The organism is Streptomyces sp. NPDC039609, assembly GCF_055596705.1.
Genome location: NZ_JBVIUJ010000001.1, coordinates 37149 through 54714, shown reverse-complemented (window position 1 = coordinate 54714; position 17566 = coordinate 37149). Strand labels below are relative to the sequence as shown.

General features: G+C 71.1%; 16 protein-coding genes and 1 pseudogene. 1 reads left to right on the top strand and 16 read right to left on the bottom strand.

All coding sequences use genetic code 11. The annotated features are described in order from the left end of the window. Window position 1: 1 nt before the first annotated feature. Window positions 2–1309: an amidohydrolase gene (locus ACZ561_RS00270; RefSeq protein ID WP_470987642.1), complete on the bottom strand. Its 1308-nt coding sequence runs from the start codon at window positions 1307–1309 to the stop codon at window positions 2–4. Then, window positions 1306–2553 (bottom strand): MFS transporter, encoded by a 1248-nt coding sequence (locus tag ACZ561_RS00265; protein ID WP_470987639.1) that lies wholly within the window; start codon window positions 2551–2553, stop codon window positions 1306–1308. The genes ACZ561_RS00270 and ACZ561_RS00265 overlap by 4 nt, the downstream gene beginning before the upstream one ends. A 113-nt stretch (window positions 2554–2666) precedes the next feature. Between ACZ561_RS00265 and ACZ561_RS00260 the strand changes: the two genes are divergently transcribed. Then, window positions 2667–3710 carry an Lrp/AsnC family transcriptional regulator gene (locus tag ACZ561_RS00260; protein WP_470987636.1) on the top strand — a complete coding sequence of 348 codons (1044 nt, stop codon included), beginning with the start codon at window positions 2667–2669 and terminating at the stop codon, window positions 3708–3710. 313 nt (window positions 3711–4023) lie between these two features. On the opposite strand, the pseudogene ACZ561_RS00255 reads toward ACZ561_RS00260, so the two are convergent. The 14 genes and pseudogenes from ACZ561_RS00255 to ACZ561_RS00190 all read right to left on the bottom strand — a co-directional run. Next, window positions 4024–4107, bottom strand: a pseudogene (locus ACZ561_RS00255) (HipA family kinase); the annotation flags it as partial. Between the two features lie 52 nt (window positions 4108–4159). Continuing rightward, window positions 4160–5722: a GMC family oxidoreductase gene (locus ACZ561_RS00250; protein WP_470987634.1), complete on the bottom strand. Its 1563-nt coding sequence runs from the start codon at window positions 5720–5722 to the stop codon at window positions 4160–4162. 47 nt (window positions 5723–5769) lie between these two features. Then, complete coding sequence (locus tag ACZ561_RS00245; RefSeq protein ID WP_470989981.1) at window positions 5770–7248, bottom strand: APC family permease; 1479 nt, start codon at window positions 7246–7248, stop codon at window positions 5770–5772. A gap of 65 nt (window positions 7249–7313) precedes the next feature. Continuing rightward, window positions 7314–8783: an aldehyde dehydrogenase family protein gene (locus ACZ561_RS00240; protein ID WP_470987631.1), complete on the bottom strand. Its 1470-nt coding sequence runs from the start codon at window positions 8781–8783 to the stop codon at window positions 7314–7316. Between the two features lie 236 nt (window positions 8784–9019). Then, a complete protein-coding gene (locus ACZ561_RS00235) occupies window positions 9020–10036 on the bottom strand; it encodes a Rieske 2Fe-2S domain-containing protein (RefSeq protein WP_470987629.1) in 1017 nt (338 codons plus the stop codon). Between the two features lies 1 nt (window position 10037). Further along, a complete protein-coding gene (locus tag ACZ561_RS00230) occupies window positions 10038–10262 on the bottom strand; it encodes a recombinase-like helix-turn-helix domain-containing protein (RefSeq protein ID WP_376432545.1) in 225 nt (74 codons plus the stop codon). Between the two features lie 30 nt (window positions 10263–10292). Then, on the bottom strand, window positions 10293–11228 hold the full coding sequence (locus ACZ561_RS00225) for a PDR/VanB family oxidoreductase (RefSeq protein ID WP_470987627.1): 936 nt from the start codon (window positions 11226–11228) through the stop codon (window positions 10293–10295). A 43-nt stretch (window positions 11229–11271) separates the two neighbouring features. Further along, a complete protein-coding gene (locus tag ACZ561_RS00220) occupies window positions 11272–12906 on the bottom strand; it encodes a thiamine pyrophosphate-binding protein (protein WP_470987623.1) in 1635 nt (544 codons plus the stop codon). 9 nt (window positions 12907–12915) lie between these two features. Continuing rightward, window positions 12916–13704 carry an SDR family oxidoreductase gene (locus ACZ561_RS00215; protein ID WP_470987620.1) on the bottom strand — a complete coding sequence of 263 codons (789 nt, stop codon included), beginning with the start codon at window positions 13702–13704 and terminating at the stop codon, window positions 12916–12918. An 18-nt stretch (window positions 13705–13722) separates the two neighbouring features. Then, window positions 13723–14478 carry an SDR family oxidoreductase gene (locus ACZ561_RS00210; protein WP_470987618.1) on the bottom strand — a complete coding sequence of 252 codons (756 nt, stop codon included), beginning with the start codon at window positions 14476–14478 and terminating at the stop codon, window positions 13723–13725. After that, complete coding sequence (locus ACZ561_RS00205; RefSeq protein WP_376432535.1) at window positions 14471–14992, bottom strand: cupin domain-containing protein; 522 nt, start codon at window positions 14990–14992, stop codon at window positions 14471–14473. Before ACZ561_RS00205 ends, ACZ561_RS00210 begins: the two co-directional genes overlap by 8 nt. A 12-nt stretch (window positions 14993–15004) precedes the next feature. Beyond that, window positions 15005–15811, bottom strand: coding sequence for an alpha/beta fold hydrolase (locus tag ACZ561_RS00200; RefSeq protein ID WP_470987615.1), 807 nt, complete (start codon window positions 15809–15811; stop codon window positions 15005–15007). Continuing rightward, window positions 15808–16605 carry an aspartate dehydrogenase domain-containing protein gene (locus tag ACZ561_RS00195; RefSeq protein ID WP_470987612.1) on the bottom strand — a complete coding sequence of 266 codons (798 nt, stop codon included), beginning with the start codon at window positions 16603–16605 and terminating at the stop codon, window positions 15808–15810. Before ACZ561_RS00195 ends, ACZ561_RS00200 begins: the two co-directional genes overlap by 4 nt. Beyond that, window positions 16602–17546: a VOC family protein gene (locus ACZ561_RS00190; RefSeq protein ID WP_470987610.1), complete on the bottom strand. Its 945-nt coding sequence runs from the start codon at window positions 17544–17546 to the stop codon at window positions 16602–16604. Before ACZ561_RS00190 ends, ACZ561_RS00195 begins: the two co-directional genes overlap by 4 nt. Window positions 17547–17566: the final 20 nt, after the last annotated feature.

Here is a 17566-nt window from a genome sequence, read left to right as displayed (position 1 = left end):
GTCACATCTCCTGACGGGCGCCGGCTCGGTCGTCCTCGGTGCACAGCCATGGGGTGGCCGCCGCGAGCAGGGCTGTCACGCCGGTCCGGATCGTGGGGTCGGGTACAGGGGCGAAGTACGGGGAGTGGTTGGCGGGGATCGTGTCGGGCAGGCCGTCCGTCAGCAGGGCTTCGGGGTCGATGTGCTGGAAGAGGGCGGGGTCGGCGCCGCCGAAGTGCCAGAAGACCGAGGGAACGCCGAGGGCCGTGCCGAAGACACCGAAGTCCTCGCTGCCGGTGAGGGTCTGGGGCAGGGTGAAGACCCGCTCTGGGCCGAGGACTTCGGCGATCGCGGTCAGTACGGTGCCGGTGGCCCGGTCGTCATTGACGGTGACGGGGAAGGAGTTGAGCCCAGCGACCTCGGGGTCCTTCGGGGCGCCTGAGGCGGCTGCTTCGGCGCGCACGATCCGTTCGACAGCCGCCAGGACCCGGTCCCGCACCGCGGGAGTCGTGGAGCGGACGTTGATCCGCAGGTCGGCGGTGTCGGGGATGATGTTCTCCTTGGTGCCCGAGTGCAGCGAGCCGACGGTCACCACGGCGGTCTGTGCCGCCCCCACCTCCCGGGAGACGACCGTCTGCAGCCGCATGACGACCGCGGCGGCCATGACGATCGGGTCGACGGTGGTCTCGGGGGTGGACCCGTGGCCTCCGCGGCCGAAGAGGCGGACGCGCAGGCTGTCGGAGGCGGCCATCACCGGTCCGGGCCGGGTGCCGACGAACCCGACGGGGGCGGGGGCCACATGCTGGCCCAGGCAGACGTCGGCGCGCGGGAAACGCTCCAGGAAGCCGTCCTCGATCATCGTCAGTGCCCCGCCGACCTCCTCGGCGGGCTGGAACACGGCGACGACCGTACCGCGCCATTCCGCACGACTGGCGGCGAGTTGGGCGGTCGCGCCGAGGAGACAGGTGACGTGCATGTCGTGGCCACAGGCGTGCATCACGGGCACCTCGTTGCCCTCGCCGTCGACGGCGGTCTCGTGGGAGGCGTACGGCAGTCCCGTCCGCTCCTGGACCGGGAGCCCGTCCATGTCGGCGCGGAGCAGGACCACGGAGCCCTCGCCGTTGGCCAGGATCCCGACGACGCCGGTGCCCCCGACGCCCTCGGTGACCTCCCAGCCCTGCTTTCGCAGCCGGTCGGCGACGACTTCGGCGGTGCGGAATTCCTGGAAGGACAGCTCGGGATGGGCGTGCAGGTCCTCGTAGACGGAGCGCAGGCCGGGCAGCCGGTCCGGGAAACCGGACAGCAGGCGCGTCACGGAGGCGGCGGTCATGAGTACTCCTTTGCGGGCGCGGGGTCGGACACGCCGGTGGCGGTCCGGAAGGAGGCGGCGTCCTGTGGGGTCAGGAGGGCCATCGCGGTGGCGATGACGGCGCCGAGCACCAGGGAGGCGAAGGCCACCTGGAAGGAGAAGGCGTCGGCGAGCATGCCGATGACGGGCGGGGCGACCATGCCTGCCACCTGGCCGCCGAAGACGATCACCGCGCTGCCCACGCCGACGTACTCCGGTGCCAGTCCGCTCAGCGGGACGGCGAGGATGGGCATGTAGCAGAGGGAGACGGCGATGGAGGCGAGCGTGCCGAAGACGACGAAACCGGTGAGCGAGGGCGAGAAGGACATGAGGAGCAGCGCGGCGGCGGCCACCGTCATGCTGGGCACGAGCACCTTGCGGTGATGGCCGCCGAGCCGGTCCGAAACCCGGCCGCCGACGACGATCGCCCCGGCTGCGGCAAGGGCAGGGATCGCCACGAGGGCTCCGGCCGAGGAGAGCGGGACTCCGTGCTCTTCGCTGATGTAGGAGGGAACCCAGGTGTTGAGGCCCCAGACGATCGCGCTGTAGCCGAACATCATGGTGCTGAAGCGCCAGATCACGCCCAGCCTCAGAACGCCGCCCACGCCCAGGCGGGCGGTACGGGTCTCCGGCTCCGTGCGGGACAGCGGCGCGGGGAGCCACATCCGTACCGCCACCAGGACGAAGACACCGAGCGCCGCCGTCGAGAAGAACGCCGAGCGCCAGCCGAAGGCGGCGATCAGGGGAGCGACGAGGAGCGGGGTGAGGACGCCGGCGACGGCGTTGGAGCTCATGATCAGGCCGTTGGCGCCCATCCGTTCCTCCGGCGTGGTCCGCTCGACGAGGACCTTCAGCGAGGCGGGCGGGAAGATGCCTTCGGCGGCGCCGAACGCGAACCGCATGACGAGCAGGACGGCGAACGACCAGGCGAAGCCGGTCAGAGCGGTGAACACGGACCAGGCCAGCAGGGCCCAGAGCGTGATCCGCTTCGCTCCGTACCGGTCGGCGAGCATCCCGCCGGGTATCTGGGCGAGGGCGTAGGCGAGGAAGAACACCGAGACGATCAGACCCTGCTGCCCTCGGCTCAGGTCGAACTCGGCACCGAGCAAAGGCAGGACAAGGTTGATGACGAGCCGGTCGGCGTAGTCGACCAGCCAGGCGGCGAACAACAGGACGATCGTGATCCGGACGGTTTTCCGGGCGGACTGCGGGGACGGAGCAGACACGTGGCACTCCTCATCGCCATGGCCGAAACTGAGCATCGGCCGGAAGTGCCCCTACGATCCGGTCTGTGACCGAAATCCATGAAGATTTGCAGGAAAACATCTCGGGAAGAGCCGTGACGCCCGATTCCCGCGGCCTGGATGCGGCCGTCCACTTCTCCGAACTGGACCTGGCTCTCGTCGACGCTCTACAGGCCGCCCCCCGGGCGCCGTGGTCCCGGATCGGCCGCGCACTCGGCGTGGACGCGACCACGGCGGCCCGCCGCTGGGAACGACTGCGCGCGAGCGGTCTGGCCTGGGTCACCGCGTACGACGCGGCGAAGTCGGCCACGGTCGCCTACATCGAGGTGAGGTGCCGGCCGCGGGCGCTCGAATCGGTCAGCATCGCCCTGGCTGAGATGCCCTGGGTCTTCAGCGTCGACGAGGCCGCGGGCGACTTCGATCTCCTGGCGTCGGTCGCCGCCGCCGACCTGCCCGCCCTCGGCCGCTCGGTCCACGGCCTGATCGGCGGTCTGGACGGGGTACGGTCCACCCGTACGCGGCTCGGCATCACCCTCTACAGCGAGGGCGGCGACTGGCGGATGCGGGCCATGGAGCCCGCCGGGCACGCGGAGCTCTCCACTCCGCGCACCTCACGCCCGACCGTGTACAGCGCCCACATGCACCACCCGTCCACGCCGGAGGACCAAGCCCTGCTGGCGGCTCTCGGCGTCGACGGACGCCTCGGCTACACCGACCTCGGGGCGGCGGCCGGGATGAGCGAACACACCGCCCGCCGCCGGCTCCAGCGGATGATCCGGGACGGTGACATCACCTTCCGCTGCGACCTGGCGCATCCCCTCGCGGGGCTCTCGGCGGTAGTGCTCTACCGCACAGCGGTCCCCCACACCCACCTCGAAGCCACGGGCAACGCGCTGGCGCGGATGGAGGAGGTCCGCCTCGCCGTGTCCGTCAGCGGCTCCGACAACCTGCTCGTGATGGTCTGGCTCCGCGGCCTGCACGCCATCGACCCCTTCGAAGCACAGCTCGCGGAACGCTTCCCGAATCTGAAGGTCAGTGACCGCACCGTGTTTCTCCACTCCCGCAAACGCATGGGCCGACTCCTCGACACCACCGGTCGTGCCACTGGGCATGTCCCCTTCTCCCTGCCCCACGTCTGACCACTCTTCCCTCGAACCGCCCGCGAGACCGTCGACACCTCACCAAGGCGGGACGGACAACTGTCCGTCCATCCCAGCCGGTACGGACTCTCTGCTCGGCTGCCCTCCGGAGTTCCGCAGCGCGGAGCGCGCGTGGCTGGACCGGGCGCTGTCCATGGTCGTGGCGGGGCAGGCCGGCGAGGAGGGCGCTGAGGTCGGCGGCGGGGACACCACCGCGCCCTGGGCGACCTCCGCGGAGCCGCCGCCGCGCCCGCCGAGCAGTTCCAGCTGTCGGCGGCCACGCCTCGAGGGGCCTCTGCCATCCGGCCGCAGCTTCGTCGGCCTCGACGATGCCCGGGAGCGACCCGCCCTCACGCAGAGGGGTGACATAGCGGGTCGCTGTCACTTCTGTAAGCATTTCGCCAGGCTGTACGGCCCCCGGCGGGGCCTGCGTTGCAAGCGGGTCGCGGTCACTGTCCGGACCGGATCATGTCCGAACACTTCTCGCCGATCATCATCGTGGTGATGCACGGATTGACCGCGGGCAGGAACGGCATGACCGAGGCGTCCGCCACCCGTAGCCCCTGCACCCCCTTGACCCGCAGCTGCGGGTCGAGGGGCGAGGTGGCGTCACGCTCGGCACCCATCCGTACAGTGCCCGCCGGGTGGTAGACCGTGTTGTGCGTCTCGCGGATGTAGGAGAAAAGCTCCTCGTCGGTCGTGGCGTCGGGTCCGGGCGCCAGCTCCGCCCCCTTCCAGTCGGCGAGCGGCGCATGCGCCGCGATCTCACGCGCCAGCCGCAGTCCGCGGATCATCACCCGGATGTCGTGCTCGTGGGTGAAGTAGCGCGGGTCGACCTTCGGCTTGTCCCGGAAGTCACGGCTGCGCAACCGGACCGTGCCCTCGGAGCGGGCGCGGGTGACGTTCGGCGTCAGGCAGAAGGCGTTGTCGGTGGTCGGATAGCCGCGGCGGTAGGTGTTCATGTCGAACGGGACCGAACCGTAGTGGAACATCAGATCCGGCCGGTCAAGACCCGGTTCGGTGTCCGCGAAGATCCCGATCTCCCACCACTGCGTGGACGAGGTGACCATGGGCTGCTTCGCCTCCCACATGATCACCCCCTCGGGATGGTCCTGGAGGTGTGAGCCGACACCGGGGGAATCCACCCGTACCTCCACCCCGTTGTCGCGCAGATGGGCGGCGGGTCCGATGCCCGACAGCATCAGCAGCTTCGGCGAGTCGATCGCCCCGCAGGAGACGATCACCTCGCGCCGCGCCCGTACGGAGTCGACATGCACGGCGTCCGGCTGCAGGTACTCCACACCCGAGCAGCGCGCGCCGTCGAAGAGCAACCGCCTCGCCTGCACCCCAGTGCGTACCTCCAGATGGGGCCGCTTGCCCATCACGGGATGCAGATACGACACCGAGGCGGACGAACGGGTCCCGTCCTCGCGGCAGTTGATCTGGAACCAGTTCGCTCCGCGCACCACCGTGCGGCCGGAGTTGAACGGCACGGTCGGGATGCTGCTCGCCGCGCAGGCCGCCAACAGCGCCCGGCCGCACGGGTCCCGGGGCGGCACCGAGCGGATCGTCACGGGACCGGAGCGGCCGTGGTGGTCGCCGGGGCCGTCGTTGGTCTCCAGCCGCTGGTACAGCGGGAAGCAGTCGGCCGCGCTCCAGCCCGAGCACCCCATCGCGCCCCACTCGTCGAGGTCCTCGGCCGGCGCCCAGAAGGCGATGCACGAGTTGTGCGACGAGCAGCCGCCGAGCACCTTGGCACGGGCGTGGCGCATGAAGCTGTTGCCGTTCTCCTGCGGCTCCACCGGGTAGTCCCAGTCGTAACCGGACTCCAGCAGCGCCATCCACCGGTCCAGCCGCAGGATGTTCTCGTCGCCCTCGTCGGACGGGCCCGCCTCCAGCAGGCAGACGCTGACACCGGGATCCTCCGACAGGCGGGCCGCGACGACGGCCCCGGCGGTGCCCCCGCCGACCACCACGTAGTCGAACTCGGCCTCAGAGGGCTGTGCGGGCATGGTCTCTCCAGTGCGGGATGTCCCCGTGGCGGGGGAAGGGGCGTGGGTCAGGGGGCGTCGGCGCGGTGTTCGGCCAGCACGCCCGTGCGGTGCCGCTGCACGAACCAGTAGTAGGCGAAGCCGCCGAGCGCCACGATGCCGACGAACAGGAACGCACCCCAGCGCAGGTACCAGTGCTGGGGCCCGGTCGCGTTGTAGACATCGGCACGGGGCCAGGCCAGGTTCAGGGACATGGCGGCGCCCCACAGCACCGCCAGGATGTTGATCGGCAGTCCGAAACGGCCGAGCGAGAAGGCTCCCTCGCGGGGTTTCCAGTTCCCCCGCAGTCGCTGGATCAGCATCGGGACGGTGACCAGGAGGTACGCCACATAGATCATGATGATCGCGATGCTGGTGATCACCGAGAAGATCTGCGGCTGGTTGATGTTGATGACCAGGATGACCACACCCACCACGCCGATCACGACGGCGGGGATCACCGGGGTCCGAAAGCGCGGGCTCACCTTGGCGAGAACCGATCCGGCGGGCAGGTTGTTGTCCCGTGCCATCGCGAACATCAGCCGGATGCCCGCCGCTTGGACGGCCAGCACGCACACGGTGATCGCGACGACCACGCACCACAGGAAGATCTCACCGATCGTCGCCCCGAGCGTCTCCAGCACCACGTACTGCAGGCCGCCTGTGCTCAGCTCCTTGGCCTGCAGATCCGGCACCGCCATCAGCGCGAACAGCAGGATGAGACCACCGAGGACGAAGGACGCGATGAGAGCCCGCAGAATCGCGCGCGGCGCGTTCCGGCTCGGGTTGTGGGACTCCTCGCCGAGCGAGGAGGCCGTGTCGAAGCCGTACATCACGTACGCCGACGCGAGTGACGCGGTGAGGAACGCCCCGAGGTAGCCGAGCGGATCCCCGCTGCCCAGGCCCCACGTGTCGGTGAGCACCGTGGCGGGTCCACGGGTGATGTGCGCGGCGAAGAAGATGATCAGAGCCACGGCGGCGATCAGCTCGATGAAGACGCCCGCCGAGTTGATCCGCGCCATCAGCTGTACGCCGAAGGCGTTGACCATTGTGGAGAAGAGGATCAGCACCGAGCCCAGCAGGACCGCGTTGGCCGCGGCGTCGTTCGCACCGCTGCCGTCACCGACGAACTGGAACCAGGGGTCGATCTGCGGCAGCGTGATCTGGTACGCGAGGGCCACGGCCGACAGGGTCACCATGGTGGCCGTCATCATCATCCAGCCGCCGAGCCAGCCCACGTGCGGGCCGCCCATCTTCTTCGCCCAGTTGTAGACCGAGCCGGCGACCGGATAGCGCGCCGCCAGCTCGCAGAAGCACAGTGCCACCATCAGCTGGCCGACGAACACCATCGGCCACGACCACCAGTACGCCGGGCCGCCGAAGGCGATTCCGAAGTAGAACAGCTGGAAGGTGCCGGTCAGGATCGAGATGTAGCTGATCCCCGCGGCGAAGGTGTGGAAGTTGCCCAGCGTGCGCTTCAGTTCGGGCCGGTAGCCGAGCTCGGTCACCGAGTCGTCGTCGTGCGGGGCGCCGTCGCCGGCGCCGGGCTGGTCCTGGCCTGTCGGCTGTGCGGTCACTCGAACCACCTCTGCGCCTTGGGGGCGAGGTTGCGCCAGATGTGCTTGGTCTCCTGGTATTCGGCGAGTCCCGCCGGCCCCAGTTCACGACCGAAGCCGGACTGCTTCATGCCGCCCCACTCCGCCTGCGGCACGTACGGATGGAAGTCGTTGATCCACACGGTGCCCGCGCGGAGCCGGGACGCGACCCGGTGTGCGCGGCCGGTGTCCTGCGACCAGACCGCACCCGCGAGGCCGTACACGGTGTCGTTGGCGACTGCGACGGCCTCGGCCTCACTGCCGAACCGCTCGACCGTGAGCACCGGGCCGAACGACTCGTCACGGACCACCGACATCCCGGGCGTGCATTCGTCAAGCACGGTCGGCGGATAGTAGTAGCCGTCGGCGAGTTCCGGTTCCGTCGGCCGCGCCCCACCACAGCGCAGCACCGCGCCCTCGGCCAGGCCCGCGGCCACGTACGCCTCCACCTTGTCGCGGTGCGCTGCCGAGATCAGCGGCCCCGTCCGCGCGTTCTCGTCGAACGGGCCGCCCATCGGGATGGCCCGCGCGCGGGCCACGATCTCGTCGACGAAGGCGTCGTGCAGTGAGTCCTCCACGAGGAGCCGGGCACCTGCCGAGCAGACCTGCCCGGAGTGCAGGAAGACGGCCATCAGCGCGTAGTCGACAGCCGCCTCGAAGTCCGCGTCCGCGAAGACGATGTTCGGGTTCTTGCCGCCGAGCTCCAGGGCGACCTTCTTCACCGTTGGCGCTGCCGCCGCCATGATCCGGCGGCCGGTGGCCAGACCGCCGGTGAACGACACCAGATCCACGCGGGGATCCTCGGTGAGCGGCGCGCCGGCCTCGGCGCCCGTCCCCAGGATCAGGTTTCCGACCCCTGGCGGCAGCCCCGCCTCGGTCAGCAGCCGCATCAGCAGGATCGCGGTGTGCGGGGTCAGTTCGCTCGGCTTCAGTACGAACGTGTTGCCCGCCCCGAGGGCCGGTGCGACCTTCCACGCGGTCTGCAGCAGCGGATAGTTCCATGGGGTGATCAGTGCGCACACCCCGACCGGTTCGTGCACCACCCGGCTGTCCGCCTCCGGGTTGCCGGTGGCGACGATCCGGTCGGCGCCGCCCGACGCGGTCAGATTGCCGAAGTAGCGGAAGCAGGCCGCGATGTCGTCCATGTCGTACTCGGACTCGACGAGCCGCTTGCCGGTGTCCAGGGACTCGGCACGGGCGAAGGCCGCCTTGTCACGTTCCAGCAGATCGGCGACGCGCACCAGGAGCCGTCCGCGCTCGGCGGCTGGCGTGGCGGGCCACGGCCCGCTGTCGAACGCCTCGCGGGCGGCGGCGACGGCCGCCGCCGCGTCCTTGGGACCACCCTCGTCCACGGTGGCGACCAGGGTGCCGTCCGCCGGGCAGCGGATCTCCCGCGTGCGACCGTCGGCAGCGGCTTCCCACGTGCCTCCGATAAACAGCTCCGGCATCGCGCACCTCCGGGTCGATGGGCCGGGCACTGTCCGTGTGCTCCATCCCATGACACTAGGCAGCCTTGGCCGACCCCGCAGAACGAAGGCCCGGCGCGGCCGAGGGTGGCACCAGCTCCGTCCGGGCCCGGGCCTGGTGCTTCAGCCTCGTCGCGGTCGCCCTTCCGGGCGATCGCGGATCGCCGCTGGACGCCGAACGACTCGTCCGGGCGGGTGAGAGCCGAGCGACCGGCGGCTCAGGTGCCGGACGACGCCTGAGCCTCGGCCTCCGCGCGGTAGAGCCTGCGCAGCCGCACCACGCCCAGATCGTGTTGGTACAGGTTCTCCCGCTGGTCGGCGTCGGCGGGCATCGCCTCCAGCATCACGCGGTCCTGTTCCAGGACCTCCCAGTGCCGCTTCTCGATGAGCGTCCTGTACAGGAAGCGCCAGGACGCGCGCTGCCAGTCCTCGACGCGGCGGTAGCGCCAGAAGAAGACACCGGAGCGCTGCTCGTCGACGGGGCAGACCATGCCCACGATCCCGAACGGTCCGCCCGGGCCGGCCGACGGCGGGTACGGGATGGACAGGTCGACCCAGTCGACGCCCGTACGGCACAGCTCGACCCAGTCGAAGTTGACGCCCCGCTGGTCGGTCTTCTCGAAGAAGTAGCCGCGCTCGGTCTCCCGGATGCGGAACTTGGCGGTCGTGTCACCGGCGAACATGGTGTGCGACTCGTGGTGGAGGAAGGCGCCGTGCATGGGGTCGAGCAGGTTCTCCACGGCGTAGCGCCACGGCACGTCCCACTCGGCGTAGCAGAGGAACGCGTCCACCGCCGGGTCCGTCAGCGGCTCGGGGAGCGTGAGCTCCGCCGGCTCGGGGTGCTCCTCGTCGCCGAAATAGGCGAGGATCGCGCCGCCGACCTCGCGCACGGGCAGCGAGGTGACCAGCTTCTTGCCCTCCAGGTTGCAGCCGGGCAGACCGGGCACCGAGGTCACCGTGCCGTCGGAGCCGACCTCGACGCCGTGGTACCAGCAGGCCACCCGGTCGCCGAGGTGCTTGCCCAGCGACAGGGGCGCTCCGCGGTGCGGGCAGCGGTCGGCGAGCATGGAGAGCGCTCCGTCGGAGCGGCGGAACAGCAGCCACTGCTCGCCGAGCGCGGTCACCTTGCGCATCGCGCCGGGGGCGACGAAGTGCGAGGGGACGACGGGATGCCACTGGTTGCGCAGACCGGTGGCGTAGATGCGGTCCGCGGTGGCGGTGGACGACAGCGTCATGTCAGGCTCCCAGTCGGTTCATCTCGGCGCGGAAGGACTCCTCGGTCCACGGCGTGCCGTCGGCGGTGTGCACCTTGCGGGCGTTGAGGCCGCGCACCACGTCGGCCAGCTCGTGGCCCTCCTGGGTGAAGACCTCTTCGAGGGTGGCGGCGAGCTTGTACTCGTACGGCGTGGGCTCGTGCGTACGGGACTGGTGGACGTCCAGGTACGGCCAGGTGTCGGTCACGTTCTCTCCTGAGAAGGCGGGGGGGAAGGGTCACAGATCGAGGACGAGCCGGCCGGAGGCGCACCGCGAGACGCAGATCATCATGGTGGCGCCGGCGCTCTGCTCCGCCTCGCTGAGCAGGAAGTCGCGGTGGTCGGGCGTGCCGTCGAGCACCCGGGTCTCGCAGGACCCGCAGATGCCGTCGCGGCAGGAGCTGTTCACGCTGAGCCCGGCGCTCTCCGCGGCGTCGAGGATCGATGTGTCGGCGCCGACTCTGAGCGTCAGGCCCGAGGTGCGGCACTCGACCTCGAACTCCTCGTCTCCTTCGGTGCGTTCCACGGTGGGCGCGGCGAACCGCTCCAGTCGCAGTCGGCCTTCCGGGGCTCGTTCCTCCACGGCCGCGAGGAGGGGTTCGGGTCCGCACGAGTACACGAGCGCGCCGTCGGGCAGCCCGGTGAGCACCGCGTCCAGGTCGATGTGGCCCAGCTCGTCCTGCGGGACGAGCGTCACATCGCCGCCGAGCAGGGCGAGTTCGGAGGTGAAGGCCATCGAGGCCCGGCTCCGTCCGCCGTAGACCATGCGCCACTCGGCGCCCCGGCGGGCAGCCTCGCGGGCCATCGCGAGGAGGGGGGTGATCCCGATGCCGCCGGCGACGAAGACGTACGAGCCGGCGTCCTCCAGGGCGAAGTGGTTGCGCGGTTCGGAGACCGTGACGGACTGGCCGGGGCGCAGCTTCGTGTGCACGTGGCGCGAACCGCCGCGTGAGGAAGGCTCGTTGAGGACGCCGATCCGGTACGCACCCTGGTCGTGCGGGTCGCCGCACAGGCTGTACTGGCGGATCTGGCCGCCGACGTGCACGTCGATATGGGCGCCGGGCGTCCAGGCGGGCAGGGGTTTGCCGTCGAGGTGGGCAAGCTCGACGGACAGTACGCCCTCGGCCTCCCATGTCATGCGGTGGACGATCAACTGCAGCGGGTTCTCGCTCATGGCCTGGTGCCTCCTTACCGGCGATAGGCAGTACGGGACCGGATTACCGGCCCGGGATCCTCACGGGTGGGGTGAACGGGTTCTTCATCGGGCCCAGGGCCGCGAGGTCGACCTCGACGAGCGTCGGCCCGTCCGAGGAGACGGCCTCGGTGATGACCGGTGCCGCGTGCTCCTCGGCGGCGATCCGCAGGTACGGCAGGCCGCAGGCGCGGGCGAGCAGTTCGAAGTCGGGTGTCACCAGGTCGACGCCGGAGCGTCGCTCGCTGTGGCGGTCCTGCATGTTGCGGAGCACGCCGTACCCGCCGTCGTTGAAGACGATCAGGGTGAGCCGGGGGCGCTCCTGGGCGAGGGTGAGCAGTTCGCCCAGGTGCACCGCGAGTCCGCCGTCACCGGCGAGGACGACGGTGGGCGCGTCGGGCCGCGCGAGCGCGGCGCCGATCCCCATGCCGAGGCCCTGGCCGATGCCGCCACCGCGAGGGAAGACGTTGTCCCGCGGGTCGTACATCTCCAGCAGGCGGTTGCCCCAGCTGCTGGACGGGATGGTCACGTCGCGGGCGACGACCGCCTCGCGCGGCAGCGCGGCGCGGATGGCGTCACAGATCGCGGCCTGCGGGCCGATGTTGTCGTGGAGCGTGGCCCGTACGTCGGCGCGTACGGCGCGGACGCGGTCCCGCCAGCCGTCCTCGGCGGGTACGGCGTGCCGGGTCAGGGCGGCCAGGGTGGGCGCGGCATCGCCGTGCAGGGGGTGCGCGACCGGGTAGACCCGGCCGAGCGCCGCCGCGTCGATGTCGATCTGTATGTGCGCGGCGGGCAGGTCCAGCGTGTAGTCGGCGGTCTCGTTGGAGCGGAAGTGGGTGCCGATGGTGACCAGCACGTCCGCGTCGGCGAGCAGGGCCCGCACGGCGGGGGTGGTGGCGAAGTTGCCGATGACCTGTTCGTGGTCCTCGGGCACCGTGCCGCGCCCGGAGTTGGAGGTGAGCAGTCCCGCTCCGGTCGCCTCCAGGAGGCGGGTGAGTTCGGGGCGGGCCGCGGTCGCGCCGCCGCCGGCCCAGACGAGCGGGCGGCGGGCGGAGGCCAGTAGCTCGCCGGCGGCGGCCAGTTCACCGTCCGTGGGGGCGGGCACGGCCGGGTGGCCGGGAACGGCGAGACCGTCGGTCTGGGGCGCGTACTGGAGGTCGATGGGCCATTCCACGCTCGCCGGTCCGCCGGTTCCGCCGGGCTCGCCGAGCGCGGCACGCGCGGCCTCGCGCAGGATGCGGCCCGCCCTCTCGGTGTCGGGCACGGTCGCCGCGTGGGCCGACACGGCGGTCAACATGCCGAGCTGGTCCTTGGTTTCGTGGATGAACCCCCGTCCGCTGCCCAGGAATTCGCTCTCGATCTGGCCGGTGACGTGCAGCACGGAGCTGCCGGCGCTCAGCGACTCGATCAGCGATCCGGCGGCGTTTCCGGCGCCGGTTCCCGTGGAGGTCAGGGCGCAGCCGAGGGAGCCGCGGGCCCGTCCGTAGGCGTCGGCGGCGTTCACGGCCGATGCCTCGTGGCGTACGGGAACGAAGCGCAGTTCGCGGTCGACGGCCTCGACGAGCGGCAGGTTGTGCACGCTGACGATGCCGAAGACGGTGTCGATGCCCAGTTCGCGCAGGACGGCGACGAGGAGATCGCCTCCGTTGTCGTAACGCATGGTGTCTCCTCAGAGGATGGAACGGCCGACGCCGCCGCACACGTCGATGCTGGTGCCGGTGATGTACGAGGCGCGGGGCGAGAGCAGGGTGACGACGGCGTACGCGACCTCTTCCGCCCGGCCGAGCCGGCCGAGGGCGACGCCCCGGTCGGCGGCCAGTTCCGCCTGCCAGTCCTCGTAGCTCGTGCCGGTGGCGGCCGCGGCGTGGCGGCGGGTCCACTGGCCGGTGTCGATGAGTCCCAGGCACACGGAGTTGACCCGGATGCCGTCGCCGGCCAGTTCGGCCGACAGGGACTTGGAGAGGTTGAGGATGCCGGCGCGGGCGGCGCTGGTGGTGATCAGGCGGGGCTCGGGCTGCTTGGCGAGGACCGCGTTGATGTTGACGATGCTCGCCGCTTCGGAGCGGGCGAGGTACGGGCGCGCGGCGCGCAGCGGGTTCAGCACCCCGGCGAACTTGAGCTCCAGTTCGTCGCGCCAGTCCTCGGCCGTCGAATCGTCGAGCCCCTTCATACGGGACTGTCCGGCGTTGTTGACGAGTCCGTCGACGCCGCCGAACGCGTCTGCGGCGCTGCGCACGAAGCGGTCCACGGCGTCGGCGTCCCGTACGTCGCACGCGCCGGTGAACAGGCGGTCGCGCCCGGCCCCGAGCCGGGCAGCCGCCTTGGCGAGACGGTCGGCGTCACGGCCGCAGGTGGCGACGCGGGCGCCCTCGTCGAGCAGGGCGCGGACCGTGGCCAGGCCGACGCCCGAGCTGCCGCCGGTGACCACGATGGTGCGGTCGGCGAGGCCCAGATCCATAGCGGTTTCTCCTGCGCTTCAGTTCATGGTGAAGCCGCCGTTGACGGCGATCACCTGTCCGGTCAGATAGCGGGACTCCTCGCCGAGCAGGTAGGAGACGATCCCGGTGAGGTCGTCGGGCTGCTGCGGCCGGGAGACGGCGCGGTTCATGCGGTAGAGGTCGTGCCGCTCGGCGGGCACGGTCTCGGTCGCCTCGCACTCGGTGAGGCCGGGGGCGACCGCGTTGACGGTGATCCCCTTGTCGCCGAGTTCGCGCGCCATGGCCCGGGTGAGGGCGATGACGGCTCCCTTGGAGGCGATGTAGTGGGCGAGGCGCGGGGAGCCGTAGAGCGCGGCGTCCGAGGCGATGTTGACGATCCGGCCCGGCGTCGCGAGGAGTGGGTACAGGGCCTTGGAGACCAGCCAGGGGCCGCGGGCGTTGACCGTCATCAGCCGGTCCCACACCTCGATGTCGATGTCCTGGAACTCCTTGCCGCCCACGCCGTTGGCGAGCGCCGCGTTGTTGACCAGGCCGTACAGCGGGCCGATCTCCCGCACGGCGGCCGCCAGCGCGGCCACCGAGTCCGGGTCGGCGACGTCGCAGCGTACGAAGCGGGCGTCGATGCCCTCCGCGCACAGCTCCGCGGCCGCGTGTTCGCCCCGCTCCCGCTCCACTTCGGCGACGACGACTCGGAAGCCGTCCTCGCCCGCCCGGCGGGCCATGGCCAGTCCCAGACCACGGCCCGCTCCGGTGACGACGACGGTGCGTACGTCGGCCGGGGGCAGGTCAGCCACGGGTGACGCCGTGCATCGGCGAGTACTCCGGGTACGTCGGCACCTGCGGCTTCTGCGTGCCGATGACGACGCAGAAGAGGGCGTCGGTGTCCCCCTCGTTCTTCAGGGAACGGGTCACGCCGGCCGGGACGACGATCATGTCGCGGTATCCGAGCGTCCGGTACTCGACCTCGTCGGGGCCGCGGTGAATGCCGACCTTGACCTCGCCCTCGAGGACGAAGAAGGCCTCTTCGACGTCGTGGTGGGTGTGGGCCGGGCCCTCGGCACCGGGCGGAAGCAGCATGTTGGAGAAGGTGAACCCACCGGACGGGATGATCCGGCTGTCGTTCTCGTGGTTGCCGGTGGCACCCGAGCCGACATACCGGATCTGGCCCCGGCGGAACTGCGAGCCGGCCTTCTCCTGGAAGGACAGGGTGTCGAAGTCGGCCACCCGGGAGGCCCTGGTGGCGATGAGCGCGTCGGTGTAGGCGGCGAGGTCGCCGCCGTTGTCGTACTCGGTGGTGGTCAGAGGCATGGGAGACAACTCCTATTCGGGGATGCGTGCGGTGATACGGAGATGGGAGAGGATCCAGGCGTTGAAGCGCCCGGGCTGCTCCTGATTGGCCAGGTGACCGGCGTCCTTGACGATCACGAAGGCGGTCTTGTGGAGGGCACCGGCGATGGCCTGGCTCGCCTCGATACCGGTGACCTGGTCCTGGTCGCCGCAGAGGACGAGCGAGGGCGCGGCGATCGAGGGCAGTTCGGCGCGGAGGTCGGCCGATGCCATGGACTCGGCGGCGTACGCGTAGCCCGGCAGCCGCACCGAGGCCGCCATGGTGTCGACGACCCGCCGGACCAGTTCGGCCGGGGCTCCGGGCGACACCAGGCGTGGTCCGCGGGCCGCGGCGAAGGCGGGCGGGCCGAGTTCGGCCAGCTCGGTGGCGCGGGCCCGCATGGCCGCCGCCTTCTTCTCGTCCGTGCCGGAGCCGGGGCTGGAGTCGGCGACGATCAGCGAGGCGACCAGATCCGGGTGGCGGGCGGCGAGCCGCAGGGCGATCACACCGCCCCAGGAGACGCCGAGCACATGGGCGCTTCCGCCGCGCTCGCGGATCAGTCCTGCCGCCAGGTCCGCGAAGTCGTCGAGGGTGAGGGTGACTTCGGGGTCGGGCGACGAGGCGTAGCCGGGGGCGTCCCAGGCGACGACCCGTGCGTACGCGGAGAGTTCCGCGAGCTGCGGGGCGAAGGCGGCCGACGAGGAGCCGATGCCGTGCAGGCACAGGAGCAGGGGACCATGGTCACCGGCCTCCTCGACGTGGACGTCCGTGGAGACGGCGGCGAGGACGTCGACGCTCACAGGATCTGTCCCGTCCGTCCGGCGAGCGCGGCGAGGCTGCGCAGTACCGCGTACGGCACTACCTGGCTGGTCGCCGGGTTGCCCGGGTCCGGCAGGTGCGCGACCTCGAAGCGGTACCTCCCGTGCGCGCCGGCCGCTTCGACGAGGTGGCGGGTGTGGTGCGCCGCTGGATCGGCGACGACCCGGACCCGCACAGCGTCCAGGTCGCCGACGGCCAGCGCGACCGAGGCGGCCACGTTCGTCGACTTCGGGAACTTGACCGGAACCTCGCGGGCCGTTCCGGTCATGACCTCGACCGGGCCGGTCGCCGTCCGCATCCGGCCGAGCAACTCCTCGTCCATCCACGGCTGTTCGAGGGTCGAGGGCAGCTTCGTGGTGGTGAGCCGGACCTCGCTCAGGGGCCCCAGCGAGCGGGCCGCCTGAAGCAGGTCGAGACCGCCGACGGCACCGCCGGTGAAGTACACCCGGCCCGGGCCCGCGGCGAGCAGTCGCTTCGCCAGCTCGTCGTCGGTCAGCGCCCCGGTCGAGGCGATCAGCAGGTCGGTGCCGGAGGCCAGCACCCGCTCGCCCCATTCCCGTACGACTCCCTGGCCCGCCGCCTCCACGATCAGGTCGCAGCGGTCCAGCGCTTCTTCGAAGGGGACCTGCGGGGCCGGGGAGGCCTCGCCGAGCGGGCGGTTGTCGACGACGCACTCGAGCTCTGCGCCGCTCACGTCGCCCGCGGCGAGCGCGGTGCCGACGATCCGGCCGATCGCACCCCAGCCGACGATGCCGACCTTGCGTACGGTGCTCATACGGTGACCTCCTGGGCGTCGACGGGAGCGAGCGGGCCGGGGTCCGGCGCGCCCGCCATGTGGCAGCGGATCTCCTTCGACGGCGGACCCGCCGTCCCCCACAGGTCGGACAGGTCCGGGACCCGCCGCCAGACGCGGGCGATCCACGCGTCCTCGACGATCTGGGCGACCTCGGAGGTGTACTCGCAGACCAGTCCGGAGGGGTCGGTGAAGTAGGAGAAGGTGTTGTTCCCGGGACCGTGGCGGCCGGGTCCCCACTGGGGGGTGATGCCGTGGTGGCGGAGCCGGCCGAGGCCGCGCATGAAGTGGTCGACCGAGCTCATCTCGTACGCCACGTGGTTGAGCGAGGTCCACTCGGCCTGGTTGAACGCGATGCAGTGGTGGTCGGCGTTGCAGCGCAGGAACGCCATCTGGTGCTCGGACCAGTCGGAGACGCGCAGGCCGAGCACATCGCAGTAGAAGGCGACGGCGGCGTCGATGTCGACGGTGTTGAGCACGGCGTGGGTGACCCCGACGGGCACGGCGCCGTCGCGTCCGCGCGGGACGACCGCCTCGACGTGGGCGCTGATCTCGATGAGGCGCCCTTCGGGGTCGGTGAACCGCAGCCCGTATCCGCCGCCTGCCTGATCCAGCGGTCCGGGGCCGAAGACGGGGACGAGGGAGCGCGCCTCCAGGCGCCGGGCCGCCTCGTCCACCTCGGCCGGGGTTCCGACGGCGAAGGAGATCCGGCCGAGGCCGACGCGCTCACGCTCGGTCAGCTGGAGGACGTGGTGTTCGTCGCTCGTGCCGCGCAGCCAGCGTGTCCCCGTGTCGGACTCCACGGTTTCGAGGCCCCAGACGTCCTCGTAGAAGCCGGCGGCCTCGGTGAAGGCCGGGGTGTACAGCTCGACGGAGCGCAGTGAGCGGAGCCGGGCGATCGGACCTGGCGGTGTGTGGTGCATGAGTCTCTCCAGACGGGCGG